The organism is Chryseobacterium sp. 7 (genome assembly GCF_003663845.1).
In the GTDB taxonomy this organism is placed as follows: Bacteria; Bacteroidota; Bacteroidia; order Flavobacteriales; family Weeksellaceae; genus Chryseobacterium.
This window is the reverse complement of the sequence record NZ_RCCA01000001.1, coordinates 2,093,858-2,115,973: the sequence shown is the minus strand read 5'-3', so window position 1 is coordinate 2,115,973 and position 22,116 is coordinate 2,093,858. Positions and strand designations below refer to the sequence as shown.

The 22,116-nt window shown below is 35.2% G+C and carries 19 protein-coding genes; 11 read left to right on the top strand and 8 right to left on the bottom strand.

Annotated elements, in window-relative coordinates; genetic code table 11:
• Nucleotides 1-34: 34 nt before the first annotated feature.
• From leuB to CLU97_RS09690, 4 genes are read right to left on the bottom strand one after another with little or no spacing between them, the layout of a single operon-like run.
• Nucleotides 35-1,159 (bottom strand): 3-isopropylmalate dehydrogenase, encoded by a 1,125-nt coding sequence (gene leuB / locus CLU97_RS09705; protein WP_121487744.1) that lies wholly within the window; start codon nt 1,157-1,159, stop codon nt 35-37.
• Complete coding sequence (gene leuD / locus CLU97_RS09700; protein WP_121487743.1) at nt 1,140-1,748, bottom strand: 3-isopropylmalate dehydratase small subunit; 609 nt, start codon at nt 1,746-1,748, stop codon at nt 1,140-1,142. The genes leuB and leuD overlap by 20 nt, the downstream gene beginning before the upstream one ends.
• Before the next feature lie 15 nt (nt 1,749-1,763).
• Nucleotides 1,764-3,152, bottom strand: coding sequence for a 3-isopropylmalate dehydratase large subunit (gene leuC, locus CLU97_RS09695; RefSeq protein WP_121487742.1), 1,389 nt, complete (start codon nt 3,150-3,152; stop codon nt 1,764-1,766).
• Between the two features lie 29 nt (nt 3,153-3,181).
• A complete protein-coding gene (locus tag CLU97_RS09690) occupies nt 3,182-4,345 on the bottom strand; it encodes a 2-isopropylmalate synthase (RefSeq protein ID WP_121487741.1) in 1,164 nt (387 codons plus the stop codon).
• A 148-nt stretch (nt 4,346-4,493) separates the two neighbouring features.
• Between CLU97_RS09690 and CLU97_RS09685 the strand changes: the two genes are divergently transcribed.
• A complete protein-coding gene (locus CLU97_RS09685; protein ID WP_121487740.1) occupies nt 4,494-6,038 on the top strand; it encodes a hypothetical protein in 1,545 nt (514 codons plus the stop codon).
• Nucleotides 6,039-6,290: 252 nt separating this feature from the next.
• Here CLU97_RS09685 and CLU97_RS09680 read toward each other — a convergent pair whose 3' ends face one another.
• Nucleotides 6,291-7,265: a dipeptidase gene (locus CLU97_RS09680; protein WP_121487739.1), complete on the bottom strand. Its 975-nt coding sequence runs from the start codon at nt 7,263-7,265 to the stop codon at nt 6,291-6,293.
• 242 nt (nt 7,266-7,507) lie between these two features.
• Between CLU97_RS09680 and thrS the strand changes: the two genes are divergently transcribed.
• Together thrS and infC are read left to right on the top strand one after the other, a co-directional pair.
• Complete coding sequence (gene thrS / locus CLU97_RS09675) at nt 7,508-9,427, top strand: threonine--tRNA ligase (protein WP_121487738.1); 1,920 nt, start codon at nt 7,508-7,510, stop codon at nt 9,425-9,427.
• 166 nt (nt 9,428-9,593) lie between these two features.
• Nucleotides 9,594-10,094, top strand: coding sequence for a translation initiation factor IF-3 (infC, locus tag CLU97_RS09670; RefSeq protein WP_172625635.1), 501 nt, complete (start codon nt 9,594-9,596; stop codon nt 10,092-10,094).
• Between the two features lie 86 nt (nt 10,095-10,180).
• On the opposite strand, the gene CLU97_RS09665 is transcribed toward infC, so the two are convergent.
• The gene (locus tag CLU97_RS09665) at nt 10,181-10,744 is read right to left on the bottom strand and encodes a hypothetical protein (protein WP_121487737.1); all 564 of its coding nucleotides are present in this window, start codon (nt 10,742-10,744) and stop codon (nt 10,181-10,183) included.
• A 158-nt stretch (nt 10,745-10,902) separates the two neighbouring features.
• Between CLU97_RS09665 and CLU97_RS09660 the strand changes: the two genes are divergently transcribed.
• Nucleotides 10,903-11,976: a resolvase gene (locus CLU97_RS09660; RefSeq protein ID WP_121487736.1), complete on the top strand. Its 1,074-nt coding sequence runs from the start codon at nt 10,903-10,905 to the stop codon at nt 11,974-11,976.
• Between the two features lie 90 nt (nt 11,977-12,066).
• Nucleotides 12,067-12,636 carry a hypothetical protein gene (locus CLU97_RS09655; protein WP_121487735.1) on the top strand — a complete coding sequence of 190 codons (570 nt, stop codon included), beginning with the start codon at nt 12,067-12,069 and terminating at the stop codon, nt 12,634-12,636.
• An 80-nt stretch (nt 12,637-12,716) separates the two neighbouring features.
• Here the strand turns inward: CLU97_RS09655 and CLU97_RS09650 are convergent, their stop codons facing one another.
• The gene (locus tag CLU97_RS09650; RefSeq protein WP_121487734.1) at nt 12,717-13,346 is read right to left on the bottom strand and encodes a response regulator transcription factor; all 630 of its coding nucleotides are present in this window, start codon (nt 13,344-13,346) and stop codon (nt 12,717-12,719) included.
• 2 nt (nt 13,347-13,348) lie between these two features.
• Nucleotides 13,349-15,556 carry an ATP-binding protein gene (locus tag CLU97_RS09645; protein WP_121487733.1) on the bottom strand — a complete coding sequence of 736 codons (2,208 nt, stop codon included), beginning with the start codon at nt 15,554-15,556 and terminating at the stop codon, nt 13,349-13,351.
• A gap of 578 nt (nt 15,557-16,134) precedes the next feature.
• On the opposite strand from CLU97_RS09645, the gene CLU97_RS09640 reads away from it, so the two are divergent.
• From CLU97_RS09640 to CLU97_RS09615, 6 genes are all read left to right on the top strand, one after another.
• The gene (locus CLU97_RS09640; RefSeq protein WP_121487732.1) at nt 16,135-16,956 is read left to right on the top strand and encodes an alpha/beta fold hydrolase; all 822 of its coding nucleotides are present in this window, start codon (nt 16,135-16,137) and stop codon (nt 16,954-16,956) included.
• Nucleotides 16,957-17,026: 70 nt separating this feature from the next.
• Complete coding sequence (locus CLU97_RS09635) at nt 17,027-18,841, top strand: hypothetical protein (protein ID WP_121487731.1); 1,815 nt, start codon at nt 17,027-17,029, stop codon at nt 18,839-18,841.
• Between the two features lie 266 nt (nt 18,842-19,107).
• Nucleotides 19,108-19,677: a hypothetical protein gene (locus CLU97_RS09630; RefSeq protein ID WP_183084547.1), complete on the top strand. Its 570-nt coding sequence runs from the start codon at nt 19,108-19,110 to the stop codon at nt 19,675-19,677.
• 185 nt (nt 19,678-19,862) lie between these two features.
• On the top strand, nt 19,863-20,060 hold the full coding sequence (gene rpmI, locus CLU97_RS09625) for a 50S ribosomal protein L35 (protein ID WP_002979658.1): 198 nt from the start codon (nt 19,863-19,865) through the stop codon (nt 20,058-20,060).
• A 119-nt stretch (nt 20,061-20,179) separates the two neighbouring features.
• On the top strand, nt 20,180-20,524 hold the full coding sequence (gene rplT, locus CLU97_RS09620) for a 50S ribosomal protein L20 (RefSeq protein ID WP_100375628.1): 345 nt from the start codon (nt 20,180-20,182) through the stop codon (nt 20,522-20,524).
• Between the two features lie 381 nt (nt 20,525-20,905).
• Nucleotides 20,906-22,084 carry a M28 family peptidase gene (locus CLU97_RS09615; protein ID WP_121487730.1) on the top strand — a complete coding sequence of 393 codons (1,179 nt, stop codon included), beginning with the start codon at nt 20,906-20,908 and terminating at the stop codon, nt 22,082-22,084.
• Nucleotides 22,085-22,116 lie beyond the last annotated feature (32 nt).

The window sequence follows — 22,116 nt, the reverse complement described above, 5'->3', positions numbered from 1 at the left end:
ACTTTTCTTTCTAACTATCTAAATGAACTTTTTTCTATACAATGGTTGATTTTCCGATCTTCACATTTTCAAAATTGTAATACGACTTCTCGGAATATCTGATATGATCAGCAATAAAGCTTCCCACTTCACTTGTTGAGTAATATTGCTTGGTATTAAGATCAATTGTCACATACTTGTTTTCAATAGCATGTTCTACAGATTGTCTCAATTTGTCTGCGGCAGCTTTTAAATTAAGATGATCCAGCATCATGGCCACACTTAAAATAGAAGCAATAGGATTAGCAATTCCTTTACCTTTTGCCTGTGGATAAGACCCGTGAATAGGCTCAAACAAGGCGTTATTCTCTCCTACTGATGCAGATGGCAATAATCCGATAGACCCTCCAATTACGCTGGCTTCATCTGAAATAATATCACCAAACATATTTTCCGTTACAATAACATCAAAATGCTTAGGATTAAGAATCAACTGCATGGCAGCATTGTCTACAAACATATAATCCAGCTGTACATCAGGATATTCCGGTGCAATTTCCTGACATGTTTTTCTCCACAATCTTGAAGTATCCAGAACATTGGCTTTATCAATAAGCGTAAGTTTTTTCTTTCTTTTCTGAGCTTCCTGAAACGCCATATGGGCTATCGGAATAATATCTTCACGGCTGTATTTGCAGATATCATAAGCATAAGCGCCTTCCGGATCTGTAAATTTTTCACCAAAATAAATTCCGCTCACCAGTTCTCTGAAAATCTGGATATCTGCTCCTTCAATGATTTCTCTTTTCAATGGACTTTTGTCAATCAAAGATGCGTAAGTTTTCAAAGGACGGATGTTGGCAAATAAACCCAGTTCTTTACGAAGTTTCAGTAATCCCTGTTCCGGTCTTACTTTTGCTTCCGGATTGTTATCAAAAACCGGATCACCAATTGCTCCGAAAAGCACAGCATCAGACTCTTTACAGATTTTTAAAGTTTCTTCAGGCAAAGGATTTCCTGTTTTAAAAATAGCTTCCGCGCCTATTAATCCATACTCAAAATGAAATTTGCATTGGAAAGCTTCAGCAATAACATCTAATATTTTAATGCTTTCACTGATGATTTCCGGGCCTATCCCATCTCCGGGAAGAACCGCAATTTTAAAATAACTGTCGCTCATTTACTTTTTGTGTTTTTAATTCAAACTCTGTAATCGTCTGCTTTCTGCTGATTAAAAAATCAATATCGTCATAGCCGTTTAACAGGCATATTTTTTTATAAGAATCAAGCTCAAAGGTCTCAGTAGTATCTTTAAAGCTGATGGACTGCAATTCCACATCAATGGCAATTTCATTGTCTGGATTTTCGGTGATTCCTTCTAAAATTTCTTTTAAGAATTCTTCGGAAACCTTTACGGGAAGAAGTCCGTTATTCAGGGCATTTCCTTTGAAAATATCAGCGAAGTAACTGGAAACAATGACTTTAAATCCATAATCTGTTAAAGACCAGGCTGCGTGTTCACGGCTGCTTCCACAACCGAAGTTATTTCCCGCTACCAGAATCTCCCCTTCAAATTTAGGATTGTTTAACACAAAATCAGGATTAGGCTCTCCTGTATGGATATTGAACCTCCAGTCTCTGAACAGATTTTCCCCAAACCCTTTCCTGTCTATACTTTTCAGGAATCTTGCCGGAATAATCTGGTCTGTATCTATATTTTCTGCCGGCAGCGGAACTGCGCGGGATTTTAAAACTACTAATTTTTGCATGTACTTTTAATCTGTTTAGTTTAAACTTTCAAAAGCTGAGATTTTACCTTCTATGGCTGCTTTTGCTGCAGTAAGCGGACTGGCCAGAATTGTTCTTGAACCTTGTCCCTGCCTGCCTTCAAAGTTTCTGTTGGATGTGGAAACGCAATATTCTCCTTCCGGAATTTTATCATCATTCATGGCCAGACATGCTGAACATCCCGGCTGACGGATCTGAAATCCTGCATCATTAAATATTTTATCCAATCCTTCTTCATAAATCTGTTTCACCACTTGCTGAGACCCAGGAACAATCAGTGCTTTTACAGCTTCTGATTTGCTTTTTCCTTTGATATACTGTGCTGCAGAACGGAAATCTTCTATCCTTGCATTGGTACAGCTTCCTATGAAGACATAATTAACTTTGATGCTGTTAACGGTCTGTCCGGCTTTCAGTCCCATATATTTCAATGCTTTTTCTTCAGATTCGTTCTGGGGCACCGGAATAACTTCACGGATAGAAATCCCCATTCCCGGGTTGGTTCCATAAGTAATCATTGGATAAATATCTGAAGCATCAAAGCTTAATTCTTCATCAAAAATGGCTCCTTCATCTGTTTTTAGAGTTTTCCAATAGGCCACTTTTTCATTCCAGTCTTCTCCTTCAGGGGCGAATTTTCTCCCTTTTACATATTCAAAAGTGGTTTCATCTGGAGCAATCATTCCTCCTCTGGCACCCATTTCAATACTCATGTTGCAGACTGTCATTCTTCCTTCCATTGACATTTCTTCAAATACATTTCCTGCATATTCACAGAAATATCCTGTTCCTCCGTCTGTTTCAATTTTTGAAATGATATAAAGAATAACATCTTTAGGCTGAACATTTTCATTCAGTTTACCATTCACAGTAATTCTCATGGATTTTGGCTTGTTCAGCAACAAACATTGGCTGGCAAACACCTGAGCAACCTGGCTGGTTCCAATCCCAAAGGCAATAGATCCGAATGCTCCATGGGTTGAAGTATGGCTGTCTCCACACACAATGCTCATTCCCGGCTGGGTAATCCCTAATTCCGGAGCAATGATGTGAACAATCCCCTGATACTGATGTCCCAGTCCGAAAAGCTCAATATTATTTTTCTTACAGTTTTCCGTAAGCTGCTCTACCTGATTTCTTGAAAGCTCATCTTTGATCGGCTGCTCCTGATGCAAAGTAGGAACATTATGATCCGCAGTAGCAACAATCTGTTCCGGCCTGAAGAGTTCCAGATTCCTGGATTCAAGCTCAGCAAAAGCCTGAGGACTGGTTACCTCATGAATAAGATGCTTGTCTATATAAATGATCTGAGGTCCGTCCGGAATAGTTTCTACCACGTGAGCGTCCCAAACTTTATCAAAAAGTGTCTTTTTACTGTTGTTCATTTTTACTTTATCTTGATTTTACATCAAACCTATCCTATTTTTCTGTTGAAAGAGTCCATCATCATGCTCAGGTCATCGTTGCATATTTCTTTTTTAAGGTCAGCAATTTTCAAAAACTCCTGATACAGATAATCCAACTCATTTTTAGTCACCTCATAACCGATATGCTTGAAACGGTAAGCCAATGCTGAACGTCCGCTTCTGGCCGTAAGAATAATGGAAGATGCATTCACTCCTACTTCTGCAGGATCAATGATTTCATAGGTTTCCCTGTTTTTAATCACGCCGTCCTGATGAATTCCTGAGCTGTGTGCAAAAGCGTTAGCCCCTACAATTGCTTTGTTAGGCTGAACGGACATTCCCATCAGATCAGATACCATTAGGCTCATTTCATTCAGCATTCTGGAATTTACATCCGTATGCAGATTCAGGTCTTTATGCTGTTTTAAAATCATGACGACTTCTTCCAATGCTGTGTTACCTGCTCTTTCTCCTAATCCATTGATGGTACATTCAATCTGGCGTGCTCCGTTGATGGCTCCGGCAATAGAATTTGCTGTAGCTAATCCAAGATCATTGTGGCAATGGCATGAAAGGACTGCTTTTTCAATTCCTTTTACATTTTCTCGCAGATATTTTATTTTCTGGCCATATTCTTCCGGCAGACAATATCCTGTAGTATCGGGAATATTCAGAACAGTTGCTCCAGCTTTGATAACGGCTTCACATACTCTTGCCAGATATTCATTATCCGTTCTTCCGGCGTCTTCAGCGTAAAATTCTACGTCTTCTACATACGTTTTTGCATATCTTACTGCATCTGCGGCTCTTTCAATAATATCTTCTCTGGTTGAGTTGAATTTGTATTTAATATGAGAATCAGAAGTCCCGATTCCGGTGTGGATTCTTGGTTTTTTTGCAAACTTCAATGCCTCAGCCGCTACATCAATATCTTTTTTGTTCGCTCTTGTCAGTCCGCATACCGTTGCATTTTTCACCAGTTTTGAAATTTCTGAAACCGATTCAAAATCTCCCGGACTTGAAATTGGGAATCCTGCTTCAATGATATCAATCCCCAGCCCATCGAGTTTTTCTGCAATGATGAGTTTTTGTTCCGTATTCAGTTTGCATCCCGGGACTTGCTCCCCATCTCTCAGCGTGGTATCAAAAATTTCAATTTTATCAGAACTCATAAGTGAAGTTTTTTATTTAATTTTGGTTCAAAACTACAGCTTGCAATATTTTTCCATTTTCACTTTTTTTGAAAATTACAATATTCAACAGTTGAAAAAATGACCGTATTAATCTATTAATCAATGTTTTAATTTTTAAAAATTTACAATGGCAGAATTGCAGAAAGATTTTTTGTTTGTATTGGTAAAGTCATTGACCACCTCTGAAAAACGACAGTTTAAGCTGTACGTCAACCGTCTGGGAATTAATGTAGATGCTAAATTTCTATTGTTATTTTCCGAAATGGACAAGATGAAGGAATATGATGAAAGTATTGTTATTGAGAAAAAAATCTCCACAAAACAGCAGCTTTCCAATCTTAAAGCCCACCTTTACAAACAGATTCTGGTAAGCTTACGAATGAACCCGAGCCACCAGAATTATAGAATCCAGCTTCGTGAACAGTTGGATTTTGCCAATATTCTCTATCAGAAAGGACTTTATAAGCAGGCATTAAAGATATTGGATAAAACCAAGCAAACTGCATTGGAACTGGATGAAAAAAGTATCGCTTCGGAAATCATAGATCTGGAAAAAGTAATTGAATCACAGTTTATTACCCGAAGTATCGAAGGCCGTGCCGAAGAACTGATCAAGCAATCTCAGGAGATAAGCAAACAAAACCGTTATACTACAAAATTATCTAATCTTTCATTGAAATTATACAGTGAAATGCTTACTCACGGTTATGTAAAAAATGATACAGACCGGCAGGAAGTGATGGATGTTTTCAATGCGCAGATTAAAAACATCAACCCTGAAAAACTTAATTTCACGGAAAAACTTTGGTATTACAAAGCCCATGTCTGGAAAAATCAGCTTTTACAGGATTACAAATACACTCTGAAATATGCCTATCAATGGGTGGATCTTTTTCATAAAAAGCCGGAAATGATCTACAGCCACCCGGTTTGGTATATCAAAGGGAATACTTACTTGTTGAAAATCCTGTTTTTGTATGGAAATATTGATATTCTGGAAGAACATTTTGAGAATTTCAATAAAATGGTACATGCAGAAAATTTTGTTCAGAATGAGAACCTTCAGTCGCTTATTTTCCTTACTCAGTATAATACATTGATGAATATTCATTTTGTAAAAGGTGAGTTTTTTACAGGAACGAAGCTTATTCCTGAAGTAGAATTAAAAATGGAAAGACTCCGAGAAAGAATTGATGAGCACCATTTTATGATTCTTTACCTTAAAATGGCGGCTATGTTCTTCGGCAGCAAGATGTTTGATAAATCCATTGAATATTCTATGAGGGTAATAGAATCCAAAGGAAATGTACAGGAAGATCTGTTATTTCATACGCGAATTTTGATTCTAATGGCAAAATACGAGTCGGGAAATGATGAAGATTATGATGAATTTATTGCTTCTACTTTGAAGTTTGCCAGAAAAATGAAAAAGCCGGAAGAATTCCATTTTGAAAGTATTCAGTTTTTCAAAAACCTCAATGATCAGGTATTGGATCAGAGACAGAAAGCATTTGAGACTTTCGACAGAAAACTGGAGAAATATTCTGCCAATGAATATTACAGACGCTCATTATTCTATATTGATATCCACGGGTGGATCAAATCTAAAGTACAGAATGTTGACGTTATTGAAATCATTAAGCAGAAAGTAAAGTATAAAAGAAAGCATTAAATAAAAATACATAAAAAGTTATTTTACAGCATTTTATTGTATTTAATTTCATGTAAAATAAAACATACAATCTATTTTCTTTTTAATATAATTTCACAGATTTTAGGTATTAACAGGTCGCTCCTACGAAGCTTTCTTTTTAAAGATACTTCATTTTTTTCTACTAACAGTAGATCCCGATGGGATCAAATCCAGCTCCAATAGGAGCGACCTGTTATAATTATGCATTGATTTAATCAGATAAGAATGATTTTATTTATACATATTCTCTATGAAATCCAATGCATTTTTGTGACTGATCTTTTCTAACAATCTGGAAGAAAAACGTTTTTCAATTTCTTTATTAATTTGTACATAAGCAGATGCATCGGCATGTTCAGGGAAGAAAAAAGGATGACGGGATGTATCCGGATGATCTTTCCAGTAAAAATAATCAGCTCCATATGCTAAACTATTTTCTCCTCCAAGATCCAAACCGTATTGAATATGTTCGTAAATTCTTTCAGGATGATTGACATCAACATAGTCTTTGATAAAATTAAGACCAATTAACCCCTTTCTGTTAATCACTTCCTTCGCAAGTTCATCAGGAAGATTCCTGTTATTTTTATAAACAGACCTGTAGTTGGAGTGGCTTGCCAGAATAGGAATTGAGTAATTTTTCTGTTCAATATAGGTGAAAATATCATAGGCCAGCTGATCACTTGTATGTGCTAAATCAATGGCAATTTTTCTGTCGGCAATATAATCTATCAGTACTTTTCCGTCTTCTTTTAAACCTGCTGTTGCATTATTTCCGCCTCCAAAACGGTTTTCCAGATGATGCGTAATCCCAATATAAAAGACTTTCTCCACATTCTCAATTATTGTTTCCAGATTTTTAAATCCGGAATCCAGACTTTGGTTTTCATCACAGAAAGCGGATGCATTCTCTATAGAAGCAAGAACTCCTACCCGATTTTTATTTTCCGGAGCCTGGTAATTATCATGATTAAAAAAGAAAAAATCTTCATTTTTAATAAGGTTTGAAAACAACTTACTCTGTTCCAAACCATAAACGGTACTGTTTGCTCCTGTTCCGGCATACATTGCCATAATCTGAAGTTTTACATTTCCTTCCTGTAAATAAGGCAGTGAACAGCCAATTTCTTTGTCATCAATAGCTGCATCAGGTCTTAGCAGATAATATAATAAATCGCAGTGCAGATCAATATTTATAGTATTCATACTGAATTGTAATGTGTTTGCTTTTAAATACTTCCGAAAATAAAATGAGTTTACTATTAATGAAATAAATAACCAAAAATTATGAAGTATTTTTCTTAGATACACTGAATATGGAATTCAATGAGACAAAAACTATTTCATCTTTTTCTTTTTAAATATTAATTCTCATTTTAAATATAGGCTAATATAGTATTTTATCTAAAATTTCCGTATTTTTGCATCTTAAAATTTCTTAGTAAACAATGATAAAAATTACACTTCCAGACAATAGCGTCAAAGAATTCGAAGGAGCAGTGACTCCTCTAGATGTGGCAAAATCTATAAGCGAGGGATTGGCAAGAAACACCATCTCCGCAATTGTTAATGATCAACAAGTAGAAATCACCACACCTATAACCACGGATTCTACGGTACAGCTTTTGACCTGGAATGATGATCTTGGAAAGAAAGCTTTCTGGCATTCTTCTGCCCACCTTTTGGCGCAGGCAATCCTTGAGTTTTATCCTAATGCTAAGTTAACGATCGGTCCAGCTATTGAAAGCGGATTCTACTATGATGTAGATTTCGGGGATGAAAGCTTATCTGAAAAAGATTTTGAAAAGATTGAGAAAAAGATCTTAGAAAACGCGAAGAAAGGATCTACATTCTCTCTATATCCGGTTTCTAAAGAAGATGCTTTAAAAACATATGCAGACAACCCTTACAAAGTAGAATTGATCTCTAATCTTAATGATGGAGAAATCACTTTTGTAACGCACGATGACTTCACAGACTTATGTCGTGGTGGTCACATTCCTAACACAGGAATTGTAAAGGCTGTTAAAATATTAAATGCAGCAGGAGCTTACTGGAGAGGCAATGAAAAGAACCCTCAGCTGACAAGAGTGTATGGTATTTCTTTCCCTAAACAGAAAGATCTTACTGAATATCTTGAAAGATTAGAAGAAGCTAAAAGAAGAGACCACAGAAAATTAGGTAAAGAACTTGGAATTTTTGCATTCTCTGAAAAAGTGGGTGCAGGTTTACCACTTTGGCTGCCAAAAGGAACTGCTTTAAGAAGAAAATTGGAGAATTTCCTTTCTGATGCTCAGAAAAAAGGAGGTTATGAATTTGTAATGTCTCCACACATCGGGGCAAAAGAATTATATGTAACTTCAGGACACTGGGATAAATATGGGGAAGACAGCTTCCAGCCGATTAAAACTCCGAACGAAGGAGAAGAATTCTTGCTGAAGCCAATGAACTGTCCCCACCACTGTGAAATTTATAAAACTTCACAATGGAGCTACAGAGATTTGCCAAAAAGATATGCAGAGTTTGGTACAGTATACAGATATGAGCAAAGTGGAGAGCTTCACGGATTAACAAGAGTTCGTGGATTTACTCAGGATGATGCTCACCTTTTCTGTACTCCGGATCAGCTTTCTGAAGAATTTGAAAAAGTAATTGACCTTACGCTTTATGTATTCAAATCTTTAGGTTTTGAAGATTTTGTAACTCAGGTTTCTTTGAGAGATCCCGAAAACAAACAAAAGTATATCGGTTCTGATGAGAATTGGGAGAAAGCAGAAAGTGCGATCATCAATGCAGCTCAGAAAAAAGGTTTAAAAACGGTAGTTGAATACGGAGAAGCCGCATTCTATGGTCCTAAGCTTGACTTCATGGTGAAAGATGCTTTAGGAAGAAAATGGCAGCTGGGAACTATCCAGGTAGATTATAACCTTCCGGAGAGATTTGATCTTCATTATATCGGAAATGATAATGAAAAACACAGACCGGTAATGATCCACAGGGCACCATTCGGTTCTATGGAGCGTTTCATCGCTATTTTGCTGGAGAACACTGCTGGTGATTTCCCATTATGGCTGAGCCCGGATCAGTTTATTATTCTACCGATCAGTGAAAAATATGTAGATTATTCAAAAAAAGTTTCACAATTTTTGGAAAATCACGATATTAGCGGTCAGATTGACGACAGAAACGAGAAGACAGGTAAAAAGATCCGTGATGCAGAATTAAACAAGATTCCTTTCATGCTTGTTGTAGGAGAAAATGAAGAAAAAGAAGGCACTATTTCTGTAAGAAGACGTGGTGAAGGAGATCTTGGAGTGATGAAGATGGAGGATTTCGTTGCTTACTTCAAAAAAGAAGCAGCCATATAAATTTAAATTAATAAGATTGGAGGATTCGAAAATTAATGAAAACTCTTTCAGTTTTACATATTTAAATCAATTAAAATAAGTAATTAACCAATAAAATTATAATACAATAGCACAAAGATTTAACAACAGGGGCCCACAAAGACGTCCGGTACAAGAGGACTTACACTTGATCAACGATAAAATTCGTGTGAGAGAGCTTCGTTTGGTGGGCGATAACGTAGAGCCAGGAATTTATCCAATTGACAAAGCAAGACAAATTGCCGCAGAACAAGAATTGGATTTGGTAGTAATTTCTGATAAAGCAGAACCTTTTATTGCAAGAATATTAGAATACAAGAAATTCTTATATGAGCAAAAGAAAAAACAAAAGGAACTTAAAGCTAAGCAGGTAAAAGTAGTTGTAAAAGAGATTCGTTTCGGACCTCAGACAGATGACCACGATTACGAATTCAAAAAGAAGCATGCTGAAAAATTCCTTGAAGAAGGTTCTAAATTAAAGACCTACGTATTTTTTAAAGGACGTTCGATTATCTTTAAGGATCAGGGAGAGATTTTGCTTTTAAAACTTGCTCAGGAACTGGAGCATGTAGGTAAAGTAGACCAGCTTCCTAAACTTGAAGGAAAAAGGATGATTATGATGATGAGTCCTAAAAAACCAGCAAAATAATTAAGTCATTATTTTAATATAAAGAAACCTCAAATTACTTTGAGGTTTTTTTATGTTTAAATTTTAAAAAAAATGGTCGGACTACTCTATCCTCCAAAATTACCGCAATCATGCTCTGTAAAAAGGGGCAACGCTTTTTCGGTAGTAAAATATCTGGATATTCTTTTGTCTTTTAATTCCAGTTTCTGACCTTCTATAACAAGTTCGTAAACGGGAGCTTTATCTATTTGAGTTAAAATATAAGTTCTTTCCGGTGTTTTAAAGATGGTTTTATTTCCTTCATTAGAGTATGAAAAATCATCAATTTCAAAAGTATCTTTTTCATCACAGACATTCGTCCATCTGATTTGTTTCTTTGTTATAGACAGGCTTGTCAAATCGCATGAATAACAGTTTCCGGAAAATTCTATTCCATATTTAGCATGCACATTGGTATTTTTACTATCTAGCAGATCAATAGGCACTAATGTTGAAAAATCACCTGGTATTTCTAATGTTGCCGGATCATTTTTTACTGGCTCCGGTGTAGACACTGCAACTTCTTTTTGGGTGCCCGCAGAAATATTTTTTTCCATTTTTTTGTCTGTAGCGGGTGAACAGGATGCTAATAAAGCAGTCACCACTGAAAGGCTGATTATTAAGTTTTTCATTTTGATAAAGTAAATTACACTATTGGGTTTATCATTTTGTAAAATTGTCCAAATTCTGTCACTTCATAAATCCCTGTTTCCAGCCATTTATTGCCCATATTCAGGTATTTTGTTGGCTGCCGGTTCTAATACTGATACATTTGCCCCAAAATATAAAAATGAAACTCATCAATCAATTCTTTATATCATCAATAGTGGTCCTTGTGGGATGCAATCAACACAACAAAACATCAGAAACGAATATGGGAGGAACTGAAGTTAAGCAAAAATTGATAACACTTGCCGATTTTAAAAAAATAAAAGGAGTAGATAATGTTCAGGAGGTGCCGTTTCAATTATTTACCAAGCTGGATTCCATACAGTTTTTTGTGACCCCGAATAAAGATGCAGCTCATCTGAAAGTTGCTTATCATAAACTGGATAATTATTATGGATTTGAAGAGTTTGAAGACTTTTACTCTATTCATTACAGCATTAATAACAATATTTCGAACAGCATTGAAGCTTTTGTTTTGAAGTCAGAATTCACTCCGTCATTTGAATTAACTTTAACTGGCGTAGATCTTTATGAGATCAGAAGTAGCACATTTAAACAATCTGATGATTTTAAAAATAAATCTTTTAAGAAATTTGGAACTATTGCAGAGATTTCAGAGCAGGAATTTAAAACCAGTTCAAAAAATAGAATGAATGAACCATTGGTAAAAAATCCGAATATAAAACTACATGATGATAACTGGGTATATATTGAAAATGGCAGAGAAGATGTGATTACACAACATGAAAGCATCTCTACAGAGACCGGACCGCTTGCTAATGAATATGTAGGACGGTCACCTTACTTAAATCTGGAGGTTTTCAAAGAAAACTCTGATGAAGTTGCAGGTTCTTTCTATTCTTTTTACAATATAAAAAATGCAGTGATGTTTGAGTTAAGTACTGATGGCTATCCACAAATTCTTCCAACCAAGAGCTGGGTTACCTTTGTTTCATCTAATAATGATGTGGGGAGTAATTTTATTATCGCTAAATATTTACCGCAAACCAAGAAACAGGACAATCTTTTATACGTGAATTTCACCAACTTCAAAATAGCTGATGATAAAAAGGCATTCTGGACAGGTAACAATACCTTTTATGCAGAAGTTTTTCCACTTAATTCTGCTGCGGTAAATGGTAAAAAGCAGAAAACAGCTTATATAAAGATCCAGTTAAAGGCGGATTTGTTTTAACCTATTAATAAGATAAAAAACCCCTGAAAACAGCCAGTGTATAAGGGAATAAAGTCTAATATCTTTGCTGCAATTATTTAAAGAGATACAATGAAAAAATTAAGTTTGACGATTCTTTTTTGTTTATTAAGTTTTATGGCTTTCGCACAATCATTAAAAGTAGTGATCAAGCAGGATGGAAAAGTTATTAAGCCTGTAAATGATGTTTATGAACTGAAAAAATCAACTTTCCAGTTCGAAATTACGTCTGCCAATCTGGAAGGATTTCTAGTGGGAGCCACTACGAATAAGGATATTTATGCCGGAGCCCTGGGACTTTTAAGCACACAAGAGGTTCCATGGTTTCAGAATACGGGCATGGCAGAGGAATTGTACAACAAAGACAAGGAAATGTTTCTGATGGATTCTGCGCCTTCATACTGGTATTATACAGATGCGAAAGATCACAGGTTTGATAAAAATCCAAAGGGTAATGCAAAACAATGGACTGCCACACGTACCATTACAAGGTTTTATGACATCATGATAGACCAGCCCATCGCATTAAAAGATTTTAACGACCGGGTATTCATCCTGATGTATCAACCGGAATATAACGACGAGTATGATTTAATAGGAAAGAAAAACCTGTTTCAGGCTGCGTTGAAATTCAAAGATTAAAAAACACACCAATTATTTGATTATATAAGAAAAAGGTCTGCTTTTACGATGTAAGCAGGCCTTTTTTGCAGATGAATATTTTATTCGATAATCAAGCCGTATTCTATTGCTAATTTGATGGCTGAGCTAAGATTGGATGTCTGGAATTTCTCAATAAGGTTCTTTCTGTGGCTTTCTACGGTATGCGGACTGATAAACAGTTTTTCTGCCATTTGATTGGTGGTAAGTCCTTTCGCAGCTTCCCCAAGAATTTCCTTTTCTCTTCGGGTCAGTTTGGGTACATGATTTAACCCATCAGTTGATTTTTTCTCCAAAACAGACTTAGTTTGCGAACATAAAAATTGAGTCCCTTCATACACGCTGGTAATCCCTTCCAGAATTTCAGAAACTGAAGCATTCTTCTGAATGTATCCACAGGCACCTTCAGCCAAAGAACTATTAATGACAGGCAGTTCATTGTGAACACTGAGAATAATAATCTGAAGATTGCTATACTTTTTCTTTAAAGGTTTTATGAGTTCAATGCCGTTGGTATCTGCCAGATTGATGTCCAGCAATAAAATATCAATGGTTTGTTTTGCAAGACCTGCATTCATTTCTGAAACATTTTTGAAACAATCTACCACATCTATGGTACTGCTGTTTCCTAAAATATTCTTCAATCCTTCTAAGAGAAGTGGATGATCATCTGTTATGGCTACTTTTATCATGTTTAATGAATAGGAATTTGAAGTTCTATACTGGTACCAATATTCCGTTCGGAAGTGATATTCATTGTTCCTTTTAAAAATTGGACTCTGAGTTCTATATTATGAAAACCGGCTGTTTTTCTTATGCCTAAGCTTTTAGGATCAAAGCCTTGGCCATTGTCTTCTACTGTAAGATTTAATACATTTTCTTCCTCACTGATTTGTATAATAATTTCGGAAGTATTAGCGTGCTTTATAGCATTATTAACCAATTCCTGAATAATTCTGTAAATAATTAATTGCTTTTCCCGAGATATAGAATTACTGTAGTTAATAAATTCTGTGTGGATTTCTAATGCATTATTGGAAATACGGTAGGCAAACTCCTGAATAGCCACTTCCATACCATATTTCATTAATAAATCCGGCATTAAATTGTGTGCTACACGCCTTAATTCTTCCACCGCTCCATCAATTTGTTCAATTGACTTAGAAATTCCTTCTTCTATATTTTCAGAATGATGTGGATTTAAATAAGACAGCTGGTGTTTCGTTCCTGAAAGCAGCCCTCCCAATCCGTCATGGAGATCACGGGCCAGACGGCCACGCTCCTGCTCCTGCCCTTCCAACAATGCTGTAAGCGTAGATATTTTTGAGTTTTGCTTCTCTTTTTCTAAAGCCAAAGCATGCAGTTCGTCTCTTCGCCTGATAGATTTTGCACGCTGTTTATAGGCATAAAGTAATAAGAGGATCAAAACAATGAAGAATATAATAAAGAAAATGTAGTAGGTATTGATCTTTTCTTTAAACGCCAATAGCTTTTTATAGTTGCTAATATCATTATTCTTCTGCTGAGTTTCTAATTTTGCCAAACGAAGCTGCTGTTCTTTTTTCTCCGATTCAAGTTCTGAAAATTTCAGTCTTTCACGCTGATTTTCTTCTACCAGTTTTAAGTTATTGTATACCTGTTCACGCTGTGCCCGAAGGATATTGATCAATTTAATTTCCTGTGCTTTTTTATCACTTTCCAGCTGAAGCTTTATATATTTCTGCTTCTGCCGTTCTTTATCAAACTGAGATTCCAGTCTTTTGGTAATATCCAGTTTTTCCTGATCGTAAACACTTTTATATTTGTCAACATAACTTTTATAATAAGTGAGCGCTTCTTTATAATTCCCCTGTTCTTCACTAATTCTGGATAGAGATTCAAGGATAGACAATTCTACCATATGATTTCTTACCGGGCTTTTGCCAATTTCCATAGAAGCTTTCAGAAAATAAGACTTAGCCAAATCATAATTTTTATCCTGTAATGCCAATTCTGCTAAAATCCCAAACGAGGAAGCAATGTGAATAGCATCGCCAATTTCCAGACTCACCTTATTAGCGAGCTGAGCATATTGCATTGCCTTATTGCTGTCAAATCCAGTATATAAATTCGCTAAATTGATGGCAGCATATGAAAGGCTATTTCGGCTAAGCATAACATCCTTATTTTTATTGAAAGTAGCAATAGCCTGTAAATAATATTGTTCTGTTTTATTTCTAAACACTGTATTGTACGGGTCCTGTGTATATTTTTGTTCATATACATATCCCATCCGCATGTAGGCATCAAAGATAAGATTGGGATCATTTTGTTTGGAAGCTAACAATAGAAACTGTTTGCTGTATTTTTCTTCCAGCTGATATTCATTCAGGTCAGAATAAATGGCAGATAATTCCTTGGCTGCATTACCCAATCTTCCATATAGTGTAGAAGTTGTTGGTGAGTTTTCATAATACTCAATAGCTTTCAGATAAGCGGCCACAGCATCAGTTGTTTTATTATCACGGGTCAGAATCCAGCCTTTTGCGTATTGTACATAGCCTTTTGCTTCGTTGCTGGCTGTTTTTACGCTATACGCTTTTGCCATTTCCAAACTTTTAGCAGATTCCGTACTTTTATTATCCAGCCGGTAATTCATGGCCTGCACGGCATATAAAATAGCAGCATACTTCCCATCGGTTTGCTTCGCTGCAGTAGCAATATTGGTTTGTAAAATCTGATAAGACAGGGATTTTCGATTATGAAAAAATAAGGCTGTAGCATATTTGGGTGCAAAGCTCAACTGATCTGTCACATTGTTTGAAGCATGGCTGTATTCTCTTTCTAATTTGCTTAAAACATCTTGTGCTTTAACAAACAACGGACAAATAAGTAAAGTAAATATAAATAGTAACCTGTGCATCAAACCCTTATCTTTATGAAGTTGTAGTATAGTAAAGATGTAAATATAAGTAAATACCTGCTAATTGATTTCGGAGCTGTTTTCTTCAGTATAATGAACGATTACTTTTACAGCTTCTTCTTCACTCCATTTTATTTGGCTACTGTTTTTACCCATACTTTTTACCGTGGTGTTTGTTCGAAATAAGAATTTATCATTGAATTGGGTGTGAAAAAGAAAGCTATAAAAGTTATAAAAATTAAGAAGTCAAAATCAGGAAATCTTTCCCTGCTTTATTTTGTGCAAGGTAATTAAAGACATCAAATAAAAATATCCCTGATAATAGTGGTTTTTCAGATGATTTCATTTTGAAGATCTGGTAAGAATAAATTAAGAAGGCTTAATAACTATAAAATTATTATAATATAAAGATTTTCAGATTCTTTTTTAAATAAATAATATTATGCATATATTATTATTTATTTAAAATTATTAATCAATTATTATCTTAGATCAAGATATCATGAAGATTTTCTATCTACATTTGTGAATATAAAAAAGTCAAATACACTATTTATTAATCATTAAAAAAAGAAACAATGAGCACACTTACATTAAAAGACGGAACAGAAATTTACTACAAAGACTGGGGAAAAGGACCAACAATCTTCTTTCACCACGGATGGCCATTATCTAGTGATGACTGGGATGCGCAAATGTTTTTCTTCTTAGAACAGGGATACAGAGTAATTGCTCATGACAGAAGAGGACATGGAAGATCTGAACAGACTCCTTACGGACATGACATGGACACTTACGCTTCTGACGTAGCAGAAATAGTGGAAGCATTAGACCTAAAAGATGTCATCCACGTAGGACATTCTACAGGAGGTGGTGAAGTGATCCGATATGCAGCAAAACATGGTAACGGAAGAGTTTCAAAAGCTGTTCTGATAAGTGCTGTTACTCCTATTATGGTTCAGAATGAGAACAACCCAAACGGGGTTCCAATTTCTGTTTTTGATGATATCCGAAATAATACGGCTAAGCACAGACAACAGTTCTTCATTGATATTACTTTCCCCTTTTACGGATACAACAGAGAAGGTGCTAAGATTTCCGAAGGAATCCAGAGAAACTGGTGGAGACAAGGTATGAACGGTTCTATCAAAGCTCATTATGATTGCGTAAAAGCTTTCTCTGAAACAGATTTCACAGAAGATCTTAAAAGTGTAGATATACCTGTATTGGTGATGCACGGTGAAGATGACCAGATTGTTCCTTTTGAAACAACAGGTAAGGTAGCTGCTACCCTGCTTAAAAACGGAAAATTAATTTCTTATCCTGGTTTTCCTCACGGTATGCCGACAACAGAGGCTGAAACTATTAACAGAGACCTTCTTGAGTTTGTAAAGTCGTAACATTATTACAGATAAAGGAAAAGCTGCAGATAAATTTGTCTGTAGCTTTTTTATTTTTGTTATTTTGCATTTGCTATTCCTAAAAAGCTTAGGAAACTCCGGTATAAACACAATCATTTATGAAGTTAGGATATTTATCCTTTTTTTTCTTGCAGCCATAATCTTTTGTTTTGGATGCTACTATTACTATCCTTTTTTTTCAGATGACAGTTTAATATCACTACGCTATGCACAGCGTTTTATAGAAGGAAAAGGTCTTACCTGGAATGACGGCCATCCTGTAGAAGGTTATTCTAATCTGCTTTGGGTATTGGGCGTTTCTGCGTTGGGAAAACTGGGCATAGATCTGATTCTTTCCGCAAGAATTTTAGGTATTATATGTTCATTGGGAACTTTGGGCACTATTCTTTATTATTGTAAAAGTCAAAATATAAAAAAGGAATCTGTTTTCCTTGCGCTATTACTATTGGTGACAACGCCATGTTTTCTGGTTTGGGCTATCGGAGGGCTGGAACAGCCTTTATATACTTTCCTGTTGACTTTAACATTGATTGAAGTATCCAAAATCATCAATGGCAAAAGTTTCAGAACAATCTATCTTTTATCCCTTTGGCTTGGACTTTTAGCGCTTACCAGACCGGACGGTTTCCTGTTTACGATCTTAACATCCGGGTTTTTACTGGTTACTCTGGGGAGAAATAAAGAACAGTTCATCAAAATAGGATTAGCAACGGCAGTAATTCCCACATTATTTCTTTTGGGGCAGCTTGCTTTTCGTTATAATTTTTATGGAGAATTAGTTCCCAATACAGCATTAGTAAAGGTGAAGGTGACTATTCATCATATACTTCGGGGTGGTTTTTATAATTTTAAAGCATTCGTTGGTACCTTGTTCTTATCCGGACTGGGATTGGTTTCACTCTATTATCTTTTAAAACAAAGATCACTTTTTGGATATTATTTGATATTGGTCATTACAGCCTGGATTGGATATGTAACATCAGTTGGAGGTGACATTTTTCCAGCATTCAGACATTATTATGTAGTCCTTATCTTATTTGTTTTTTCTATTATTTTTGGATTACAATATGTCAAAAAGATCAATCTGCAATCAAAGAAAGTAAGCTTTATCGTCATTATTCTTTTAGCTGCCAATACTTTTATTCAGTCTACAATAACAGACAATAAAAATGCAGTTGACGAAAGATGGGAGTTCAAAGGAATTAAACTTGGGGAAATTTTAAAGGAAACTTTTCCTCATCAAACCCTTATTGCTGTAACGTCTGCCGGATGTATCCCCTATTCTTCAGAACTACCAGCCATAGATATGCTTGGTCTGAATGATTATTATATTCCAAGGCACCCGCCTAAAAACTTTGGAAACGGAGCTCTAGCCCATGAACTGGGAGATGCCAATTATGTCATAAAAAGAAATCCTGACATTATGATTTTCCATGTAGGTGATGAGCCCAACTTTAATATTGGTGAACAGATGAAAGCCAATAAGTTTTTTAACAAAGACTATGTTAAAGTAAAAACGAAAGCTGGGGAGTTGGAATACATTCTATTCTTCAATAAATATGGAAAGAATACAGGGATTAAAAAAAATGAAAACACCTTAACGATTCCCGGATATTTTTTCAATGCATCTTCAGAAGATATATGCACATTTTCCGAACATCAACTTATAAAAACAATGGATAAAGGAAAAACATATACTTTATCTGCTGATCCTGTTTTACAAGGGAACTGGACTATACAAAGATTAGCAGGGAAAAATATAGATATTAAGACTAGTATTTCCCATAGAAACGGGCAACTAAGTATTGCTATTACCCCAAACAACAAAATGTCTTTAGAAAGTATTGTTCTGGAAAGAAAATAATGAATATTTTTCATGATTTTCATCAACTATAGAAACAAAATCAACCAACAATACCATTTCACGCATTTTCAATCATAATTACTTTGCATTAAAATATCCCAAAATCATCATTTATTAAAGTGATGATTTTTCAATTCAATACACCGAAAGGTGTTTTAAATATAATTAAAAATTGCTTTAAACAAAGGATAAAACAATATAATTTTAATCTCAAATTTGTGATTTAATAGTTTTATTTATTAAATTCGTGCTGTTAAATTATACTTATGAAAACCAAATTACTGACTTTATTAAGTCTTCCGATGCTTCTTGCATCTTGTGCTCAGGATAATGATCTTGACAATGTGAATGCGAACACACAGATTGAAAAAAGCACTACTGCAGACGGAAAGAGCGCATCCCGTTTTATAGACCTTACACGTTACACTCTTTTAAAAGAATCTACAAATCACCCTCAGACATTAAGCGCAGGGCAATCCATCAGCATGGAATACAACGGAAGTACTTACCGATTCATCATGCAAACAGACAACAATCTTGTTTTATACAGAGAAAGACCGGGACTTAATACTGTGCTATGGCATTCCAATACGTACAGAAGTACGGGTACTCCATCTCTTATCGTACAAAATGACGGAAATATGGTAATCTATAGAGACGGAAGCCCGCTTTGGAGTTCTAATACTGCGGTTAATTATTATGTAGCTAATCCTCACGTTAAACTTCAGCTTTATTCTAGAACAGGAGCAGCAATTCCTTCAGGTTTCAGAATTAAAGTTATTTTAGGAGGAAATAATGAAGAAAGAAACGACATCATTGTTGAAGATTTCTTATAAAAAAACAATTTTAAGTTATATAGCCGCTTCTTTACAGAGGCGGTTTTTTATATAAATAGGATAAAACCAAAGATTATGAAAGCTCGAATTGATTTTTTTTCGTATCTTTGCACACTATTATTCCTAATGTCTTTAGGAGTAACCAAAACAGATATTGATAACAAAAACAATAAAAAAGCAAAACAATGCCAAAATTAAAAACGAAATCAGGTGCTAAAAAGCGTTTTGCTCTTACTGGTTCTGGTAAGATCAAAAGAAAAAATGCTTACAAAAGCCACATCTTAACTAAGAAAGAAACTAAGCAGAAGAGAAATCTTACTACTACTTCTTACGTAGCTAAAGTGGACGAAAAAAGCGTTCAACGTCAATTAGCAATTAAGTAGTTTTTATAAATCTATATTCGGTTTATAAGAATTCAAAACAAATTCAACAATTTAACCCTGGAACGGTGCCTATAAGAGTAACATCTGTTACCGCCCTTTTCAAAAAAACAATTTAAATTATGCCAAGATCAGTAAATGCCGTAGCTTCAAGAGCTCGCAGAAAGAAAATTTTTAAGCAAGCTAAAGGTTTCTTCGGAAGAAGAAAGAACGTTTGGACTGTAGCTAAAAACGCGGTAGAAAAAGCAATGCAATATGCTTACCGTGGTAGAAAAGAGAAAAAGAGAAATTTCAGAGCACTTTGGATCACTCGTATCAACGCGGGAGCTAGAGAGCACGGAATGTCTTACTCTCAATTTATGGGAGCTCTTAAAAAGAACAACATCGAACTTAACAGAAAAGTTTTAGCAGATTTAGCAATGAATCACCCTGAAGCTTTCAAAGCTGTTGTAGATCAAGTAAAATAATGTAGAATAGATTTTGTTATCAATATAGTCCCGGATTTATCCGGGATTTTTTTTGCTCTATACTCCCCGATTTCACCTTCCTATTAACGTAAATCTCCTTTTCAGTTGATTGCAATTTTCAGAAGTTTTTATCATCTCAACATTACAACATTTTAATTCCCACAATGAATTTATAAAAATTACACATAAAATACTTCACACTACGGTAAAATATAAACAAACAAGACGTATTTAATGAATAAAAATAAAACAACAACCCAAATACAAGAAAAAGATATATAATTATTAAAACAACAAATAATATCATTAATACAGCCTTAATTGCTAACAATAAATAGTGATTTATTATTATATTAGCAATCTCTAAAGAAAGTATCTATAATGAAAAAAGTTGCAGTTTTTTTACTGACTTCCGTTGCATTGCAAACTATTGGTGCACAGAGTTTTATTCAGGCTTATAAAGACAGAGCTGATATGGTAACCCAAACCAATATCAACAACAATCTTCAGGAATTTGCAGGATTGGGTGTAAAAAAAACGGGCACAACAGCTAATAACAATGCTTTTGACTGGCTTAAAAATAAATACCTGTCCTACGGATATACAGCCAGTGATTTTTCTGACGATGCTTTCACTTACGGAGGTAATGCATCAAAAAATTTCATTATTACCAAAACCGGGACTGTGTATCCCAACAAATATGTCATTATCTGTGGACACTATGATACCATTATAGGTCCCGGAGTAAGTGACAATGGCAGCGGAACGTCCATTATTCTTGAAGCAGCAAGGATTCTGAAAGATGTTCCTACAGAATATTCCATTAAGTTTATTCATTTCTCCGGAGAAGAACAGGGACTTGTGGGAAGTAACCACTATGTAAATAATGTTGCTTACCAGGGAAGCACCCGTGTTCTGGATATAAAACTTGTATTAAATATTGATCAGGTAGGAGGTCTTATAGGAAATAACAACAATACAATCAACTGTGAAAGAGATGAGGGCGGAATATCTTCCAACAACGCAATCTCTAATACGATGACTCAGGAACTAATGACCTGCACTACCCTTTACTCTCCTCTTCAAACTAATCTTTCTCATGCTTACAGCTCAGATTATATGCCTTTTGAAGCTAAAGGATATACCATAACTGGATTTTATGAAACAATTGAAAGCAATAATCAGCATACGGTCAGTGATACCTACGCCAACCTTGATCCTGTCTATGTTTTTAATGTAGGAAAAGCCGCGGTGGGAGCATTGCAGCATTTTGCTGTTGCCACTACAACCAGTAATCTTCTAGGCACTAAAGAAACTATACAAAATTCAGCAGAAGCAGTAAGAGTGTATCCTAATCCTGCTAAAGATCTTCTGACTATAGAATTTCAACAAAAGGTAAAGCAATTTAAAGTTGAGATCAATGACATGGTAGGAAATTCAGTTCTGAATGTTGAAAATGAAGAAAAAATAAACACTTCAGGTCTTAAAAATGGAGTTTATATGGTTACCATTAAGACCGAAAAAGGAAATACGACAAAAAAAATAATCATTAATAAATAATATCATTCTAAATATTGATGTAAGTTGACATT